The sequence below is a fragment of the Streptomyces sp. URMC 129 genome, assembly GCF_051386415.1.
Taxonomy (GTDB): domain Bacteria; phylum Actinomycetota; class Actinomycetes; order Streptomycetales; family Streptomycetaceae; genus Streptomyces.
On the sequence record NZ_JBPQTQ010000003.1, the window covers coordinates 65,201 to 80,585 of the forward strand.

The window sequence follows — 15,385 nt, forward strand, 5'->3', positions numbered from 1 at the left end:
TAACGAGCCCGGAGGCACAGCTCCCGCTCAATCGGCTCACAGATCAGGGCGCCCGCTTGACGGCGGGCGCCCTGGTGTGTGTTCGGGATGAATCAGACAGTGATGAGGGCCTGGTAGGGGGCATCGCCCAGCGCGGGAAGCACTCGTTCGCGCCCCCCGAGAAATTCGAGCTCCATCAGCACGGCGAGTCCCGCCACGCGCGCCCCCGAGCGCTCGATCAGGCGCAGGGACGCCTCGGCGGTGCCGCCGGTGGCCAGGACGTCGTCCACGACCAGCACCCGGTCCTCGCCGGACAGGTCCTCGGCGTGGATCTCCATCTCCGCGCTGCCGTACTCGAGGTCGTACGTCTGGGAGAGCGTGGCGCCCGGCAGCTTGCCCGCCTTGCGGACCGGCACGAAGCCGAGACCGGCCCGGACGGCGACGGGGGCGGCGAGGATGAAGCCGCGCGCCTCCAGGCCCGCGACCTTGGTGGCGCCGTGCTCCGCGGCGAACGCGGCGAGCGCGTCGGTGAGCGCGGTGAACGCCTCCGGGTCGGCCAGCAGCGGGGTGATGTCCTTGAAGACGATGCCGGGCTTGGGGTAGTCGGCGACGTCCCGGATCCGGCTCAGCAGCAGGTCCGCCAGCGCCGCCGGCTCGCGCGGCGCGGGCACGGCCGCGGTCACCGCCGCTTCCCGGAGGGCCGGCCGCGGCCCCGGGTACGGGACGGCGGCTGGCGGCGGGGGGCGCGCGGCCCGGCGGCGCCGCGGGCGGCGGCGACCGGCGTGTCGGCCGCCTGCTCCAGCGGCTCGTCCTCGTCCGGGCCGTCGTCGTCCGCGCCCACCTCGCCGTACGCGGCGCCGTCGTCGGCGGCGTCCGGGTCGGGACCGCCCTCCTCGTCGCGCTTGGCGCGCCTGGCCAGGACCTTCCGGTCCTGGGCCCGGATCGCGGGCTCGCGGGACTTCAGGTCCGACACGAGCGGCGTGGCGATCATGATCGAGGAGTAGGCACCGGCGGTGAGGCCGACGAACAGCGACAGCGCGATGTCGTTGAGCATGCCGCCGCCCAGCAGGCCACCGCCGATGAACAGCAGCGCGCCGACCGGCAGCAGGGCCACCACCGAGGTGTTGATCGACCGCACCAGCGTGCCGTTGAGGCTGCGGTTGGCCAGCTCGGCGTAGGTGTGGCGGGTCTGCCGGGTGAAGTCCCTCGTCTGCTCCTTGAGGCCGTCGAAGACCACGACCGTGTCGTAGAGCGAGTAGCCGAGGATCGTCAGCAGGCCGATCACCGTACCGGGGGTGACCTCGAAGCCGACGAGGGCGTAGACGCCGACGGTGATCGTGATGTCGTGGATCAGCGCGATCAGCGCCGCCAGGGCCATCCGCCACTCGAAGGCGAGGGCGAGGTAGATCACCACGAGCACCAGGAAGATGATCAGGCCGCGCCACGCCTTGTCGGCGATCTGGTCGCCCCAGCTCGGGCCGATCACCTCGGCGTTGAGGTCCTCGGTCGGGATGCCCAGCTCCTCGGCCAGGGCCTCCCGGGTGGCGTTGGACTGGGCGGTGTCCAGACCGCTGACCTGGATCCGCATCTCGCCGTTGTCACCGAGGGTCTGGACGAGCGCCTGGCTGCCCGAGACGTCCTCCGCCACCTCGCGCGCCTCCTCCACCGTCACCTCGGTCGCCGGGGTGGTGAAGACGGCGCCGCCCTCGAACTCGACGCCCATGTGCAGGCCCCGGGCCGCGAGACCGGCGAAGGCCAGGACGGTGATGAGGATGGAGACGCAGTACCAGATCTTCCGCCTGCCGACGAAGTCAACGCCGACCTCTCCGCGGTAGAGCCGGGCACCGAGATCGCCGAGCCGCGACATCTCAGGCCTCCTTCGGGTCGGTGGGAACGGGGGCGGGACGGCGGGCGCGCAGCAGCGGCTTGGCGCCGAGCCGCTTGGGGTCGAGGCCGGACCAGGAGTGCCCGCGGGAGAAGAACCGCCTGCGGGCCAGCAGGGTCATCAGCGGCTTGGTGAAGAGGAAGACGACCACCACGTCCAGGGCCGTGGTGAGGCCCAGTGTGAAGGCGAAGCCCTGCACCTTGCCGACGGTCACCACGAAGAGCACCGCCGCGGCCAGGAACGACACGAAGTCCGAGACCAGGATGGTGCGCCGGGCGCGCGGCCAGGCCCGCTCCACGGCCGGGCGGAGGGTGCGGCCCTCGCGGACCTCGTCCCTGATGCGTTCGAAGTAGACGATGAACGAGTCGGCCGTGATGCCGATGGCGACGATCGCGCCGCAGACGGCCGGCAGGTTCAGCGCGAAGCCGATGGCCGGGCCGAGCAGCGACATGATCGTGTACGTGAGGATGCTGGAGACGATGAGGCTGGCGATCGCGATCAGCGACAGGCCCCGGTAGTAGACCAGCATGTAGATCACGACCAGGCCGAGGCCGATGCCGCCGGCGATGAGACCGGCGCGGAGCTGCTCGCCGCCCAGGGTGGCGGAGACGGTGGAGACGCTCGCCTCCTCGAAGCTCAGCGGCAGCGCGCCGTACTTGAGGACGTTGGCCAGCTCCTCGGCCGACTCCTGGGTGAAGCTGCCGGAGATCTCGGCGCGTCCGCCGCCGAGCCGCTCGGAGACGGAGGGGGCGGAGACGACCTCACCGTCGAGGACGATGGCGAACTGGTTCATCGGCTGGACCTGGGTGGCCAGCTCGGCGGTGACGTCGGCGAACTTCTCGGCGCCGGAGGCGTCGAACTCCATCTGCACGATCCAGCCCTGGCCGCGCTGGGTGTCGTAGACCGCGTCGGCGCCGTCGACGTCCGTGCCGGGGACGGCGACCGGGCCCAGCGTGTACTTGGCGACGCCCTCGGAGTCGCAGGCCACCACGGTGTCCTCGTCCTTGGCCCGGGCCGCGGCACGGCTCGCCTCCAGGCGGGCCGCGTCGGTGGTGCAGTCCAGCGCGTCGAGCTGGGCCTGGAGGTCGGCCGCCTCCTGCGCGGCGGCGTCGGCGGCGGCGTCCGTGTCGTCGGTCTCGCCGTCGGCGCGGTAGGAGGCGTGGCTGGCGGTGGCGGCGGAGCCGTCACCGGCGCCGGGGGCGGGCAGGCTCTGGTTCTCGGCCTCCCCGTCGGTCGGCTCGTCCGTGGGCTCGTCGGTCGGCTCCTCGGCCGGCTCGTCCGTGGGCTCGTCCGTGGACTCCTCGGTCGGCTCCTCGGTCGGCTCCCCGGTGTCCTCCCCCTCGGGGAGCGGCTGGGCCGAGGCGGCGGAGAGGACCGGCCGGAAGCCCAGCTCGGCGGTGGTGCCGACCTGCTCCCTGGCCTGCTCCTCGTCGGACCCCTTGGGGATGTTGACGATGATGTTGCGATCGCCCTGGGTCTGGACCTCGGCCTCGGAGACGCCGAGCCCGTTGACGCGCCGCTCGATGATGCCGACGGCGGTGCTGAGGTTCGTCGGGTTGATCGCGTCCTCTTCGCCCTCGTCGGCCACGGCCTCCAGCGTGATGCTCGTGCCGCCGGCGAGGTCGATGCCCAGGCGGGGCGTGGTGTGACCGGAGAGGAACATCCCTCCGACGAGGGCCGCCATCGCCACCAGGATCAACGCGAGGGCCCGCCCCGGGCGGCCCTGGGCTCCCCGGGACCTGGCGCCCCTCTTCTGCGAGGACCTGAGGTCCTTCTTCGGTGTCGCCACCTTCTTGTCTTCTCTCTGTCCAGCGGCCCGCGACCGAACGAGCGCCGCGCGGCTTACGCGGAATGACTGACGGACGGCCGTGCCGTCACGGTCAGGACTTGGGCCCGTTCTCGCCGTCGTCCCCGGCGTCGCGGGTGTCCGTCCCGTCGCCGTCCCCGGGCTTGTCCAGGTCCACCCGGCCGTCGCCGCCGGGGCCGTCCCCGGTCAGCGAGGAGGCGTCGTCCGGCACCACGGGGGTGTCCTCGTCCTCCGCGAACGCGGGCTCACCGCTGACGATGCGCTCGTACTCCTCGGCGTCCAGCACGGCGCCGATGGCGTTCTTGGCGAAGATGGCGTGCACGCCGGGCGTGATCTCCAGCAGCACGGTGTCGTCGCGGACTTCCTTGACCTGGGCGTACATCCCCCCGATGGTCCGGACTCCGGTGCCCGGCTCCATCTGGTCGCGCATCTCCATGACCTGGCGCTGCCGGTTCTTGGCCGATCGGGTCATCAGCAGCATGACGCCGATGAGCAGAATGAAAGGGAGCAGAAGCGCGATATCCACGATGGAGGAATTTCCTTGTGTTCGGCCGCTGTCCACGGCCTGTATCCGGGGTGGCACGCCGCCCTGGTGGTCGGGACGGCATCGGCGGAGTCTAAGCGAGGCTGCGCCAGGGGAACAACGTGCAGGATGCTATCGGAGTTCCGGAGGGGGAAATACCGCCGCTTTCCCCGCCTTCACGTCCCGAACAGTCCTTCTTGTCCGCCGCCCGGCGCGGGGCGGGGCGGCTCCAGCCCGAGGTGGTGCCAGGCTGCCGGGGTGGCGACACGGCCGCGCGGGGTGCGGGCCAGCAGGCCCTCCCTGACGAGGAACGGCTCGGCGACCTCCTCGACGGTCTCCCGCTCCTCCCCCACCGCGACGGCCAGGGTGGACAGGCCCACGGGTCCCCCGCCGAACAGGTGCAGCAGCGCGTGCAGCACCGCGCGGTCCAGCCGGTCCAGGCCCCGGCCGTCCACCTCGTACACCGCCAGGGCGCGCGTCGCGGCCTCCTTGTCGACGACACCGTCCGCCCGGACCTGGGCGTAGTCGCGGACGCGGCGCAGCAGCCGGTTGGCGATGCGGGGGGTGCCCCGGGACCGGCCGGCGATCTCGGCGGCACCCTCCGGGGTCACCTCGACGTTCAGCAGGCGGGCGGAGCGGTGGACGACCTGCTCCAGCTCGGCCGGGGCGTAGAACTCCATGTGCCCCGTGAACCCGAACCGGTCGCGCAGCGGCGGCGGCAGCAAACCCGCCCGGGTGGTGGCGCCGACCAGCGTGAACGGCGGCAGCTCCAGCGGGATCGCGGTGGCGCCCGGCCCCTTGCCGACGACGACGTCGACCCGGAAGTCCTCCATCGCCATGTAGAGCATCTCCTCGGCGGGCCGCGACATGCGGTGGATCTCGTCGAGGAAGAGCACCTCGCCCTCGGTGAGGGAGGACAGGATCGCGGCCAGGTCGCCCGCGTGCTGGATGGCCGGGCCGGAGGTGATGCGGATCGGGGCGCCCATCTCGGCCGCGACGATCATGGACAGCGTCGTCTTGCCCAGGCCGGGGGCCCCGGAGAGCAGCACATGGTCGGCGGTCGCGCCGCGGGCGCGCGCGGCGCGCAGCACCAGGTCGAGCTGCTCGCGGACCCGGCTCTGGCCGATGAACTCCCCCAGGTCCTTGGGCCGCAGGGCCGCCTCGACGGCCAGGTCCTCGCCGTCGGCGGCGGCTCCGACCAGCCGCTCGCGCCCGGCGGGCGCCTCCTCGTCCCAGGTCATGGTCGTCGGTCTCCTGTCACCGGGCACGGTTGAGCGTCTGGAGGGCGGCGCGCAGCAGCCGGGCGACGGACGGCTCGGCCTCCCCGGCCCGCGGGGCGACGGCGTCGATCGCCTGCTCGGCCTCGCGCGGCGCGTACCCCAGGCCGACCAGCGCGGTGTGCACCTGCTCGCGCCAGTCGGGCGCCGCGGCCGGGGCGGCCTGGGCGGCGGCGGGCGCACCGGTGCGCAGGGGCGCGCCGAGCCGGTCCCGCAGCTCCAGCAGCAGCTTCTGCGCCCCCTTCTTGCCGATGCCGGGCACGGCCGTGAGCGCCTTCTCGTCACCGGTGGCGACGGCGAGGCGCAGGGCGTCGGGGGTGTGCACGGCGAGCATGGCCTGCGCCAGGCGCGGGCCGACGCCGCTGGCGGTCTGGAGCAGCTCGAAGACCTGGCGTTCGTCGTCGTCCGCGAAGCCGTAGAGGGTGAGGGAGTCCTCCCGGACGACGAGCGACGTGGCGAGCCTGGCGGGCTGCCCCACGCGCAGCGCGGCGAGGGTGCCGGGCGTGCACTGCACGGCGATCCCGACGCCGCCGACCTCGACCACGGCGGAGTCGGGGGCCAGCGCGGCGACCGGCCCGGAGACGAAGGCGATCATGACGGAATGGTGCCCTTCGGGAGGGATGCCGCGCGCGCCCGCCGGAGACGGTCCTGCGCCGGGGCGCGCCAGATGTGACAGATGGCCAGGGCCAGCGCGTCGGCCGCGTCGGCGGGCTTCGGCGGCGCGTCGAGCCGCAGCAGCCGGGTGACCATGGCGCCGACCTGGGCCTTCTCGGCCCGGCCGCTGCCGGTGACGGCGGCCTTGACCTCGCTCGGCGTGTGCAGCGCGACCGGCAGCCCGCGCCGGGCCGCGCACAGCATGGCGACGGCGCTGGCCTGGGCGGTCCCCATGACGGTGCGGACGTTGTGCTGGCTGAAGACACGCTCGACGGCGACGGCCTCCGGCCGGTGCAGGTCGAGCCACTCCTCGATGCCGCGCTCGATGAGCAGGAGACGCTCGGCGGTCTCCGCCTCGGCCGGGGTCCGCACGACGCCGACCCCGGCCATGCGCAACGGCCGCCCGGCGGCTCCCTCGACAACGGCGATCCCGCAGCGGGTGAGCCCCGGATCCACGCCCAGCACCCGCACGGGCCCTCCCTTGCTCGCCACGACCGATCACCACCGCTCGCAGGCTACCGGCCCCCACCGACAGCCCACCCCAGCGGCCCGGACGCCCCACCGCACACCGCACCACAAGGCGGGCGCCTGGGCCCGGTCACGACAGCACCGGGACGTGCGCGGCTCCGGACGGCCGTGCGTCCTGCCCCGCGGGCCGTCCCGTTCGGTGTGCGTCCCGCAGGAGGCCGCCGGGGGCCGCGTACCGCGATCGTCCTCGCGCGGATGCCGGGCGGAACCCTCATCTCCGGCCGCGCAGCGGACGGGCAGCCGCCGAGCCCGCCCGGGCAGGGCTACGCGTCGACCTTCGCCATGACGTCGTCCGGCACGTCGAAGTTCGCGAAGACGTTCTGCACGTCGTCGCTGTCCTCCAGCGCGTCGATCAGCCGGAAGATCTTCCGCGCGCCGTCCTCGTCCAGCTCGACCTGCATCGTCGGCAGGAAGCCCGCCTCCGCCGAGTCGTAGTCGATGCCCGCCTCCTGGAGCGCGGTGCGGACCGCCACCAGGTCGCCCGCCTCGCTGATCACCTCGAACGACTCGCCCAGGTCGTTGACCTCCTCGGCACCCGCGTCGAGCACCGCGCCCAGCACGTCGTCCTCGGACAGCCCGTTCCTGGGGACGATGACGACGCCCTTGCGGTTGAACAGGTAGGACACGGAGCCCGGGTCGGCCATGGAGCCGCCGTTGCGGGTCATGGCGACGCGCACGTCGGAGGCGGCGCGGTTGCGGTTGTCCGTCAGGCACTCGATCAGCACGGCGACACCGTTGGGCCCGTAGCCCTCGTACATGATCGTCTGGTAGTCGGCGCCACCGGCTTCGAGGCCCGCGCCGCGCTTGACGGCCCGGTCGATGTTGGTGTTGGGCACCGAGCTCTTCTTCGCCTTCTGGATGGCGTCGTAGAGGGTGGGGTTGCCGTCCGGGTCGGCGCCGCCGGTCCGTGCCGCGACCTCGATGTTCTTGATCAGCTTCGCGAACAGCTTGCCGCGCTTGGCATCGATCACGGCCTTCTTGTGCTTGGTGGTTGCCCACTTGGAGTGGCCGGACACAGCGCTGCTCCTTCGATGTCACCGACTTCAAACCCGACGTGGTGATCCTACCGGCCACCGCCTAGCGCGCGGCCCGCACCATCTCGGCGAACAGGGCGTGCACCCGGTGGTCGCCGGTCAGCTCGGGGTGGAAGGCGGTCGCCAGCAGGCGGTCCTGGCGCACGGCGACGGGGTGCCCGTCGTACTCCGCGATGGCCTCCGCGCGCGGCCCGAGGGACTCGACCCAGGGGGCCCGGATGAAGACGCCCTCGACCGGATCGCCCTCGACGCCCGTCACCCGCACGGCGGCCTCGAAGGACTCGTTCTGCCGCCCGAAAGCGTTACGCCGCACGATCATGTCGATGCCGCCGACCGTCTCCTGGCCCGCGCGCGGGTCCAGGATCTTGTCGGCGAGCATGATCATCCCGGCGCAGGAGCCGTAGGCGGGCATGCCGTCCGCGACCCGCTCGCGCAGCGGCTCCAGCAGGCCGAAGACGGTGGCCAGCTTGGAGATGGTGGTGGACTCGCCGCCGGGGATCACCAGCCCGTCGACCGCCGCCAGCTCTTCGGGCCGGCGCACGGACATGGTCCGCGCGCCGACCGCGTCGAGCGCGGCGAGGTGCTCCCGGACGTCGCCCTGGAGGGCGAGGACACCGATGAGGGGGGAACTCACGTGCGCTGTGCCTCGCTCACTCACCAGCCACGGGAGGCGTAGCGCTCGCCCTCGGGCAGGGTGTCGATGTTGATGCCGACCATGGCCTCGCCCAGGCCGCGCGAGACGTCCGCGATGATCTTGGGGTCGTCGTAGAACGTGGTGGCCTTCACGATGGCGGCGGCGCGCTTGGCCGGGTCGCCGGACTTGAAGATGCCGGAGCCGACGAACACGCCCTCGGCGCCGAGCTGCCGCATCAGCGCGGCGTCGGCCGGGGTGGCCACGCCGCCGGCGGAGAACAGCACGACCGGCAGCCTGCCCAGCTCGGCGACCTCCTTGACCAGCTCGTAGGGGGCGCGCAGCTCCTTGGCGGCGGCGAACAGCTCGTTGTTGTCCAGGCCGCGCAGGCGGGCGATGTCGCCCCGGATCTGCCGCAGGTGGCGCACGGCCTCCACCACGTTGCCGGTGCCGGCCTCGCCCTTGGAGCGGATCATCGCGGCGCCCTCGGCGATGCGGCGCAGGGCCTCGCCCAGGTTGGTGGCGCCGCAGACGAACGGGGTGGTGAAGGCCCACTTGTCCGTGTGGTTGACCTCGTCGGCCGGGGTGAGGACCTCGGACTCGTCGATGTAGTCCACGCCGAGGGCCTGCAGCACCTGGGCCTCGACCAGGTGGCCGATGCGGGACTTGGCCATCACGGGGATGGAGACGGCCTCGATGATGCCGTCGATCATGTCCGGGTCGGACATGCGGGCGACGCCGCCGTCCTTGCGGATGTCGGCCGGGACCCGCTCCAGCGCCATCACGGCGACGGCGCCCGCGTCCTCGGCGATCCGGGCCTGCTCGGGGGTGACGACATCCATGATGACGCCGTTCTTGAGCTGCTCGGCCATGCCGCGCTTGACGCGCGCGGTGCCGGTCTCCGGGGCCTGGGTGGTGCTGGGGGACGTGCTGGACACGGATTCGACCTCACTCGACGGAAAACGCGGGGGAACGCGGGGGACATCGGTTCAACGGGGACCATCGTAGAACCGTTCGAAAGCGGACCACGAACGGCGGAGCGCCCGAACGGATGCCACAGCCTCGATCACACCGCACGGTGGCCCGGACGGAAAGGGCCAATCGTCGCTCAGTGGCCCGGTCCTTCGGCCCTGACGGCGTATTCGGTGAGCGACGCCGGAGGCTCGTCGTCCATCTCGAAGGCCAGCGGGAACGGCGCGTGCCCGGCGAGCCGGAACCAGCGGACCGTGCGGTGCCTGCGGACCGCGCGGGCGGCGCGCACCGCGTCGTTGTGGAAGCGCCGGGCCATCGGCACCCGGCGGACCGCGGCGATCAGCTCCTCGGTGGTGGCCTCACCGCCGGGGGCGTCCCGCACCGCCCTGACCTGGGCGGTCTCGGCGAAGACGGCGCGCAGGGCCTGGCTCAGCTCGCTCTCGGCGACCTCGCGCTGCTCGTCCCGCGCGAGGCGGGCGGCGTGCGCGGCCTGGTAGAGCACCATGGAGGCGGCCGGGTCGAAGACCCCGGCGGTGGCCAGCTCCTGGGCGATGGAGGCGCGGCGCAGGAGCTGGGCGTCCAGGGCCGCCCGGGCGGCGTCGATCCGGGCGTGGAGCCGGTCGAGCCGCCCCGCGGTCCAGCTCAGGTAGAGGGCGATGAGCACCAGCGCGGCGGCGATCCAGATGACTGTGGTCACGCCCGGTCACCCTACCGGGCCACGGGCGCCGGTCCGGGCGCGCGGTGGCCGCCCGGTGGGCCGCCCGGTCAGTCGCGGGCGAAGCCGAGGCGGCCGAGCAGCCCGGCGCGGTCGTCGGGTTTGACGGCCTCGGCGCCGGCGGTGACGGTCTCGTAGACGGCGAGGATGTCGGCGCCCACGGTCGACCAGTCGAACCGCCGCACATGGCTGCTGCCGCGCGCGCGCAGGCGGGCCAGCCGCGCCGGGTCGCCCAGCAGCCGCACGGCGGCGGCGGCGAGGGCGTCGGCGTCCTCGTTGGGGAACAGTTCGCCGGCCTCTCCCCCGTCCAGGACCTGGGCGAACGCGTCGAGGTCGCTGGCGAGGACGGGCGCGCCCGCCGACATGGCCTCGACCAGGATGATGCCGAAGCTCTCGCCGCCGGTGTTGGGCGCCACGTACAGGTCGACGCTGCGCAGCAGCCGGGCCTTGTCCTCGTCGCTGACCATGCCGAGGAACTCGACGCGGTCGCGCATCTCGCGCGGCAGCCCGGCCACGGCCTCTTTCTCGTCGCCGCGCCCGGCGACCAGCAGCCGGGTCCCGGGACGGGCGGCGAGGATCCTGGGCAGCGCGCGCATCAGCACCGGAAGTCCCTTGCGGGGCTCGTCGATCCGGCCGATGAACCCGATGGTGCCGCCCTGCCACTCCGCCTTGGGCTCGGCGCCGGCGAAGAACTCGACGTCCACGCCGTTGGGGATGACCACGGCGTCGCCGCCGAGGTGCTCGACCAGGGTGCGGCGGGCGTACTCGCTCACGGCGATGCGGGCGCTGATCTTCTCCAGCGCGGGCTGGAGGATCGGGTAGGCCGCGATCATCGCGCGGGAGCGGGGGTTGGAGGTGTGGAACGTGGCGACGATGGGTCCGCGCGCCGCCCAGCACGTCAGCAGCGCCAGGGAGGGCGCGGCCGGCTCGTGGATGTGCAGCACCTGGAAGTCGCCGTCGTGGACCCAGCGCCGGACCCGGGCGGCGGACAGGAAGCCGAAGTTGAGGCGGGCGACCGAGCCGTTGTACGGCACCGGCACGGCCCGCCCGGCGGAGACCACGTACGGCGGCAGCGGGGTGTCGTCGTCGGCGGGGGCGAGGACGGACACGGTGTGCCCGCCGCGGATCAGGTGCTCGGCCAGGTCCCGGACGTGGAACTGCACGCCGCCGGGGACGTCCCAGGAGTACGGGCAGACGATGCCGATCCTCATGCCGCCCGCCTCCCTTCCCGCGCCGCGCGGTCCGCCGCGACGTCGGCGGTCCACAGCCGCTGCAGCATGTGCCAGTCCTGCGGGTGCGCGGCGATCTCGGCGGCGAACGTGTCGGCCAGGACCTGGGTCATGGCCGCCGTCCGCTCCGCGCGGGTGCCGGTCTCCGGCACCGGCACCGGCGGGTGGACGCGGCCCCGCATGACGGGGGTCTCGTCGTACCACAGGGCGGCGGGCAGCAGCAGCGCACCCGTCTGCTGAGCCAGCATGGCAGGTCCGGCGGGCATCCGCGCCGTCTCGCCGAAGAACGAGACCTCCACGCCGGACGCGGACAGGTCCCGGTCGGCGACCAGGGCCACCAGGCCGCCGCCGCGCAGCCGCCGGGCGAGCTTGCCGAGCGAGCCGCCGGTGTGCGGCAGGACCTCCATGCCCAGGCCCTCGCGGTAGGCGACGAAGCGGTCGTAGAGGGTCTCGGGCTTCAGCCGCTCGGCGACGGTGACGAACGGGGTGTTCAGCGCGGTGACCAGCCAGGCGCCGGCCAGGTCCCAGTTGCCCATGTGCGGCAGGGCGACGATGACGCCGCGCCCGCGGGCGAGTCCCTCGGTGACGTGGTGCATGCCCTCGCCGTCGAACGCCGTCCTTATCCGCTCCTGGCTCCACACCGGCAGCCGGAAGGACTCGACCCAGTACCGCAGATAGCTGCGCATGCCCGCGCGGGACAGCTCGCGCAGCCGCTCCTCGCCCGCGTCGGGGACGACCCGGGCGAGGTTCGCCTCCAGCCGCCGCACACCGGCGCCGCGCCGGCGCCAGGCGGCGTCCGCGGCGCGGCGGCCGAGGGCGAGCGCGGCCGGCTCGGGCATCCGCTTGACGACGGTCCAGCCCAGTCCGTACAGCCCGTCCGTCAGCCGTTCCCTCATGCCTGGCCGCTTTCCTGCTGCTGCTCGCGGCGGCTCGCGGCCTCGGCCTCGGCCTCGGCGGACTCCCGGCGCACGGTGACCACCCGCTGGACGAGCGTGACGGCGCTGCCCACGGCGACCACCCACAGCGCGGTGGGCAGCAGCACGCCGATGCGCGGCACGTCGAACGTCCGCTCCCAGCCCGCGAGCCCGGCGCAGACCAGGGTGATCACCAGCCGCTCGGCGCGTTCGACGAGGCCGTTGACGGCCACCGGCAGCCCGATGCTCTCGCCCCTGGCCTTGGTGTAGGACACGACCTGCCCGCTGGCGAGGCAGAACAGCGTCACCGCGCACAGCGCCTCGTTGTCGCCGTCGCCCGCGTACCACAGCGCGATGCCCGAGAAGATCGCCGCGTCCGCCACGCGGTCGAGGGTGGAGTCGAGGAACGCGCCCCAGCGGCTGGAACGGCCGAGCTGGCGGGCCATGTTGCCGTCGACGAGGTCCGAGAAGACGAACAGCGTGATGACGACGGTGCCCCAGAAGAACTCGCCGCGGGGGAAGAAGGCCAGTGCTCCCGCCATCACTCCCAGGGTGCCGATCAGCGTCACCGCGTCCGGGCTCACCCGCAGCCGGATCAGCAGGGCGGCGAAGGGCGTGAGGACACGCGTGAAGAAAGCACGCGCGTACTTGTTGAGCATGTCCTTGTCCAAAGGTCACAGAGGGGCCGCGTGGTCAGGCGGCCGCCGGAGGCCCCATCGTAGCCACGCGCCGGGCGCGGCGGCGCGGGGCCCGTGGGAAGAGCGGGAAGAGCCGTCATCCGGAAGGGGGCGGCCGGGGCGCGCGGCGGCCGATAGGCTGGGCGCGGGCAGGGTTGCTGAGCCCGCCGGGCGGGAACTGGCCTGACGGCGGCTGGTGTTCGAGGGTTTCGAGGACTGGGGGTACCCGATGGCGGGCCTGGACGACCTGAGGAAAGCGGCGGGGTTGGAGTTCGACTTCGCCCCGGGCGCCCAGGTCCCTCTTTCCGGCGCCGGGAGCGGACGCACGGGCGTGAGTCACGCGCTGGCGTCGGTGGTCTACCGGGACGGCGCCCCGGAGGAGATCCGGGAGCCGAACGAGGCGGCCGAGGTGAAGGCCGGGCGCTTCTCGCTGCTGGAGCCGAACCTCGGGGAGGCGTTCACCCGCGCCATCGAGAAGCGCATGCTCGCCGACGACCGCAAGCCGCTGATCCAGTCGTTCGGCGTCGAGCCGCAGGTGGTGGTCGAGCACGCCCTGGCGGCGAAGCGGATCCGGCGGCAGCGCGACCGCCGGCTGACGATCATCATGGCCGTCTTCGGTCTGATCTTCCTTCCCGGCGTGCTGATATGGCTCGGGCTGTTCCAGCTGCGCCGCACGCTGGCCGGTTCGCTGGCCAAGCGGGCGGGCGGGTTCGGGCAGGTGCTGCTGGCCGCGGTGTTCGGCCTGATCGTCCTGCTGCTGCTCGCGCTGCCGGTCTCCGGCATCGTCCAGCTCTACGTGTGGGCGCTGCTGCCCGCGCCGATCATCGGCTGGTTCTGGGCGAAGCAGATCGCGGAGCGCACCGCGCAGAACCTGCGGGCGCACTGGACGGATCTGCTGGGCGGCAGCGGCACGGGCGCCCGCATCCCGGAGGCCGTCCCGCAGAACCCGAACGACGCGGAGGCGGAGCGGCTGCGCGTGGGCCTGGCGAAGCTGTCGGCGGAGCAGACCAGCAACCTCGTCTACTACGCGGGCTCCAAGGGGATACTGGGCATGGGCGTGCGCTGGGCGAGCTGGCAGCTCGCCGAGGAGCTGCGGCCCCGCGACCCGGGCCGGGACATCGACCCGTTCCGGAGCTGGGACGTGGCCCGGGCCATGGGCGACCAGCTCCGGCTGCTGGAGCGCGGCCCGCTGCACACCGGCGGCTTCACGCCCCCGTCGATAACGCACTGGGTGGTGCGGCACGTGGGCGAGGGCGCCAAGGAGGTGGCCCGCCCGGACGGGCCGACCGCGGACGGCTACAGCTTCAGCGCCATCGAGGTCCAGCGGATCTGCAACGAGCAGCAGTACGACAGCGGCGACCGGCACTACCTGGGCGTGCAGTTCGTGCTGTGGGACGGCGAGCTGGTCGTCACGATGATGATCACGGTGACCGTGCTGCACCGCACGCTGCGCATCGAGGTGACGGCGCACGCCCTCGGCCCGATCCACGATTTCTTCCGCAAGAAGCCGGCGGCCAAGAAGCGGACGGTGCGGAACGCGCTGCGGCCGTGGAAGAAGGAGGACCAGGTGCTGCCGCTGGTCGACGCCAAGGAAGTGGTGCGGCTGGCCGCCCGCGCTCCGCTGACCTGGTTCCCGGCGCGCCTGGACAAGCTGGGCGGCACGATCGCCCTGCCCGAGCCGTTCGGTCTGCGCCACACCTGGGCGACCCCGGTGGGGGACCACCGCTTCATGATGGACGACCTGCTGCGCACCCCGACGCCGGTGCTGCGGGTGGCGCACGCGGCGGCGCTGCGGGTCCTGAACGAGCACGGCGTGGACACCTCGTCGTTCGAGGCCCGCGCCCAGGCGCTCAGCGGCCTGGTGCAGACCGCCGAGCCGAAGAAGGCCGACGAGTACAACCTGTGACCGCCGGCCGCGGCCGTCAGGCGGCGGGCCAGGCGTCGGCCAGCATCTGCCGGGTGTCGGCGAGGAGTTGCGGCAGGACCCGGGTGTGGCCGACGACGGGCATGAAGTTGGAGTCGCCGCCCCACCGGGGCACCACGTGCTGGTGCAGGTGGGGCGCGATGCCGGCGCCCGCCGCCGAGCCCTGGTTGATGCCGATGTTGAAGCCGTGCGCGCCGGAGACCCGGCGGATCACGGTCATGGCCTGCTTGGTCAGCGCGGCCAGCTCCGCGGTCTCCCCGGGCGTGAGCTCGGTGTAGTCGGCGACGTGCCGGTAGGGCACCACGAGCAGGTGGCCGCTGTTGTACGGGTAGAGGTTGAGCACGGCGTAGACGGCCTCGCCCCTGACGACGATCAGGCCGTCCTCGTCGCTCTTGCCGGGAATCACGCAGAACGGGCAGCCGTCCTCGGCCCCGGGGCCGGTCGGCTTGCCCTCGCCCTGGATGTAGGCCATCCGGTGGGGCGTCCACAGGCGCTGGAACGCGTCCGGCGTCCCCACTCCGATCTGCTGCTCCGGCTCGCTGCTCATGCCGGCCAGCATATGGCGTCGCCCGGACGGCACGGGCCCCGGGGCATTCGCCCCGGGGCCCGCCGGCCGGTGGCCGCCGGGGCCTGCCC

Annotated in this window: 16 protein-coding genes; 1 reads left to right on the forward strand and 15 read right to left on the reverse strand. The window is 73.3% G+C overall.

Features of this window, described 5'->3' with window-relative positions:
• Positions 1-92 precede the first annotated feature (92 nt).
• From ACSNOC_RS01450 to pgsA, 14 genes are all read right to left on the reverse strand, one after another.
• Positions 93-662, reverse strand: a complete 570-nt coding sequence (locus ACSNOC_RS01450; RefSeq protein ID WP_436745330.1) for an adenine phosphoribosyltransferase — start codon at positions 660-662, stop codon at positions 93-95.
• Entirely contained in the window at positions 659-1,846 is a 1,188-nt protein-coding gene (secF, locus tag ACSNOC_RS01455; protein ID WP_436745331.1) for a protein translocase subunit SecF, read from the reverse strand. The genes ACSNOC_RS01450 and secF overlap by 4 nt, the downstream gene beginning before the upstream one ends.
• Before the next feature lies 1 nt (position 1,847).
• Positions 1,848-3,653, reverse strand: a complete 1,806-nt coding sequence (secD, locus tag ACSNOC_RS01460) for a protein translocase subunit SecD (RefSeq protein ID WP_436745332.1) — start codon at positions 3,651-3,653, stop codon at positions 1,848-1,850.
• A 91-nt stretch (positions 3,654-3,744) separates the two neighbouring features.
• Positions 3,745-4,197 (reverse strand): preprotein translocase subunit YajC, encoded by a 453-nt coding sequence (gene yajC, locus ACSNOC_RS01465; RefSeq protein ID WP_436745333.1) that lies wholly within the window; start codon positions 4,195-4,197, stop codon positions 3,745-3,747.
• A 173-nt stretch (positions 4,198-4,370) separates the two neighbouring features.
• Positions 4,371-5,435, reverse strand: coding sequence for a Holliday junction branch migration DNA helicase RuvB (ruvB, locus tag ACSNOC_RS01470; protein ID WP_436745334.1), 1,065 nt, complete (start codon positions 5,433-5,435; stop codon positions 4,371-4,373).
• Between the two features lie 16 nt (positions 5,436-5,451).
• Positions 5,452-6,066, reverse strand: coding sequence for a Holliday junction branch migration protein RuvA (gene ruvA, locus ACSNOC_RS01475; RefSeq protein WP_436745335.1), 615 nt, complete (start codon positions 6,064-6,066; stop codon positions 5,452-5,454).
• On the reverse strand, positions 6,063-6,596 hold the full coding sequence (ruvC, locus tag ACSNOC_RS01480; protein ID WP_436745359.1) for a crossover junction endodeoxyribonuclease RuvC: 534 nt from the start codon (positions 6,594-6,596) through the stop codon (positions 6,063-6,065). The genes ruvA and ruvC overlap by 4 nt, the downstream gene beginning before the upstream one ends.
• Positions 6,597-6,916: 320 nt before the next feature.
• Positions 6,917-7,669, reverse strand: a complete 753-nt coding sequence (locus ACSNOC_RS01485) for a YebC/PmpR family DNA-binding transcriptional regulator (RefSeq protein ID WP_436745336.1) — start codon at positions 7,667-7,669, stop codon at positions 6,917-6,919.
• Positions 7,670-7,730: 61 nt separating this feature from the next.
• Positions 7,731-8,321, reverse strand: a complete 591-nt coding sequence (gene pdxT / locus ACSNOC_RS01490) for a pyridoxal 5'-phosphate synthase glutaminase subunit PdxT (protein WP_436745337.1) — start codon at positions 8,319-8,321, stop codon at positions 7,731-7,733.
• Positions 8,322-8,341: 20 nt separating this feature from the next.
• A complete protein-coding gene (gene pdxS / locus ACSNOC_RS01495) occupies positions 8,342-9,256 on the reverse strand; it encodes a pyridoxal 5'-phosphate synthase lyase subunit PdxS (protein WP_436745338.1) in 915 nt (304 codons plus the stop codon).
• 170 nt (positions 9,257-9,426) lie between these two features.
• Positions 9,427-9,987, reverse strand: coding sequence for a hypothetical protein (locus ACSNOC_RS01500; protein ID WP_436745339.1), 561 nt, complete (start codon positions 9,985-9,987; stop codon positions 9,427-9,429).
• A gap of 68 nt (positions 9,988-10,055) precedes the next feature.
• Positions 10,056-11,216 (reverse strand): glycosyltransferase family 4 protein, encoded by a 1,161-nt coding sequence (locus ACSNOC_RS01505; RefSeq protein ID WP_436745340.1) that lies wholly within the window; start codon positions 11,214-11,216, stop codon positions 10,056-10,058.
• On the reverse strand, positions 11,213-12,130 hold the full coding sequence (locus ACSNOC_RS01510; protein ID WP_436745341.1) for a phosphatidylinositol mannoside acyltransferase: 918 nt from the start codon (positions 12,128-12,130) through the stop codon (positions 11,213-11,215). Before ACSNOC_RS01510 ends, ACSNOC_RS01505 begins: the two co-directional genes overlap by 4 nt.
• Positions 12,127-12,807, reverse strand: coding sequence for a phosphatidylinositol phosphate synthase (gene pgsA, locus ACSNOC_RS01515; RefSeq protein ID WP_436745360.1), 681 nt, complete (start codon positions 12,805-12,807; stop codon positions 12,127-12,129). Before pgsA ends, ACSNOC_RS01510 begins: the two co-directional genes overlap by 4 nt.
• Positions 12,808-13,054: 247 nt before the next feature.
• Here pgsA and ACSNOC_RS01520 point away from each other — a divergent pair, with 247 nt between their 5' ends.
• A complete protein-coding gene (locus ACSNOC_RS01520) occupies positions 13,055-14,731 on the forward strand; it encodes a hypothetical protein (protein WP_436745361.1) in 1,677 nt (558 codons plus the stop codon).
• A gap of 16 nt (positions 14,732-14,747) precedes the next feature.
• Here ACSNOC_RS01520 and ACSNOC_RS01525 read toward each other — a convergent pair whose 3' ends face one another.
• Positions 14,748-15,308, reverse strand: a complete 561-nt coding sequence (locus tag ACSNOC_RS01525; RefSeq protein WP_436745342.1) for an HIT family protein — start codon at positions 15,306-15,308, stop codon at positions 14,748-14,750.
• Positions 15,309-15,385: the final 77 nt, after the last annotated feature.

Coding starts and splice junctions, on each gene's coding strand:
- secF (WP_436745331.1), bottom strand. CDS start 1,846: ATGTCGCGGCTCGGCGATCTCGGTGCCCGGCTCTACCGCGGAGAGGTC.
- ruvB (WP_436745334.1), bottom strand. CDS start 5,435: ATGACCTGGGACGAGGAGGCGCCCGCCGGGCGCGAGCGGCTGGTCGGA.
- ruvA (WP_436745335.1), bottom strand. CDS start 6,066: ATGATCGCCTTCGTCTCCGGGCCGGTCGCCGCGCTGGCCCCCGACTCC.
- ACSNOC_RS01505 (WP_436745340.1), bottom strand. CDS start 11,216: ATGAGGATCGGCATCGTCTGCCCGTACTCCTGGGACGTCCCCGGCGGC.
- ACSNOC_RS01510 (WP_436745341.1), bottom strand. CDS start 12,130: ATGAGGGAACGGCTGACGGACGGGCTGTACGGACTGGGCTGGACCGTC.
- pgsA (WP_436745360.1), bottom strand. CDS start 12,807: ATGCTCAACAAGTACGCGCGTGCTTTCTTCACGCGTGTCCTCACGCCC.
- ACSNOC_RS01520 (WP_436745361.1), top strand. CDS start 13,055: ATGGCGGGCCTGGACGACCTGAGGAAAGCGGCGGGGTTGGAGTTCGAC.
- ACSNOC_RS01525 (WP_436745342.1), bottom strand. CDS start 15,308: ATGCTGGCCGGCATGAGCAGCGAGCCGGAGCAGCAGATCGGAGTGGGG.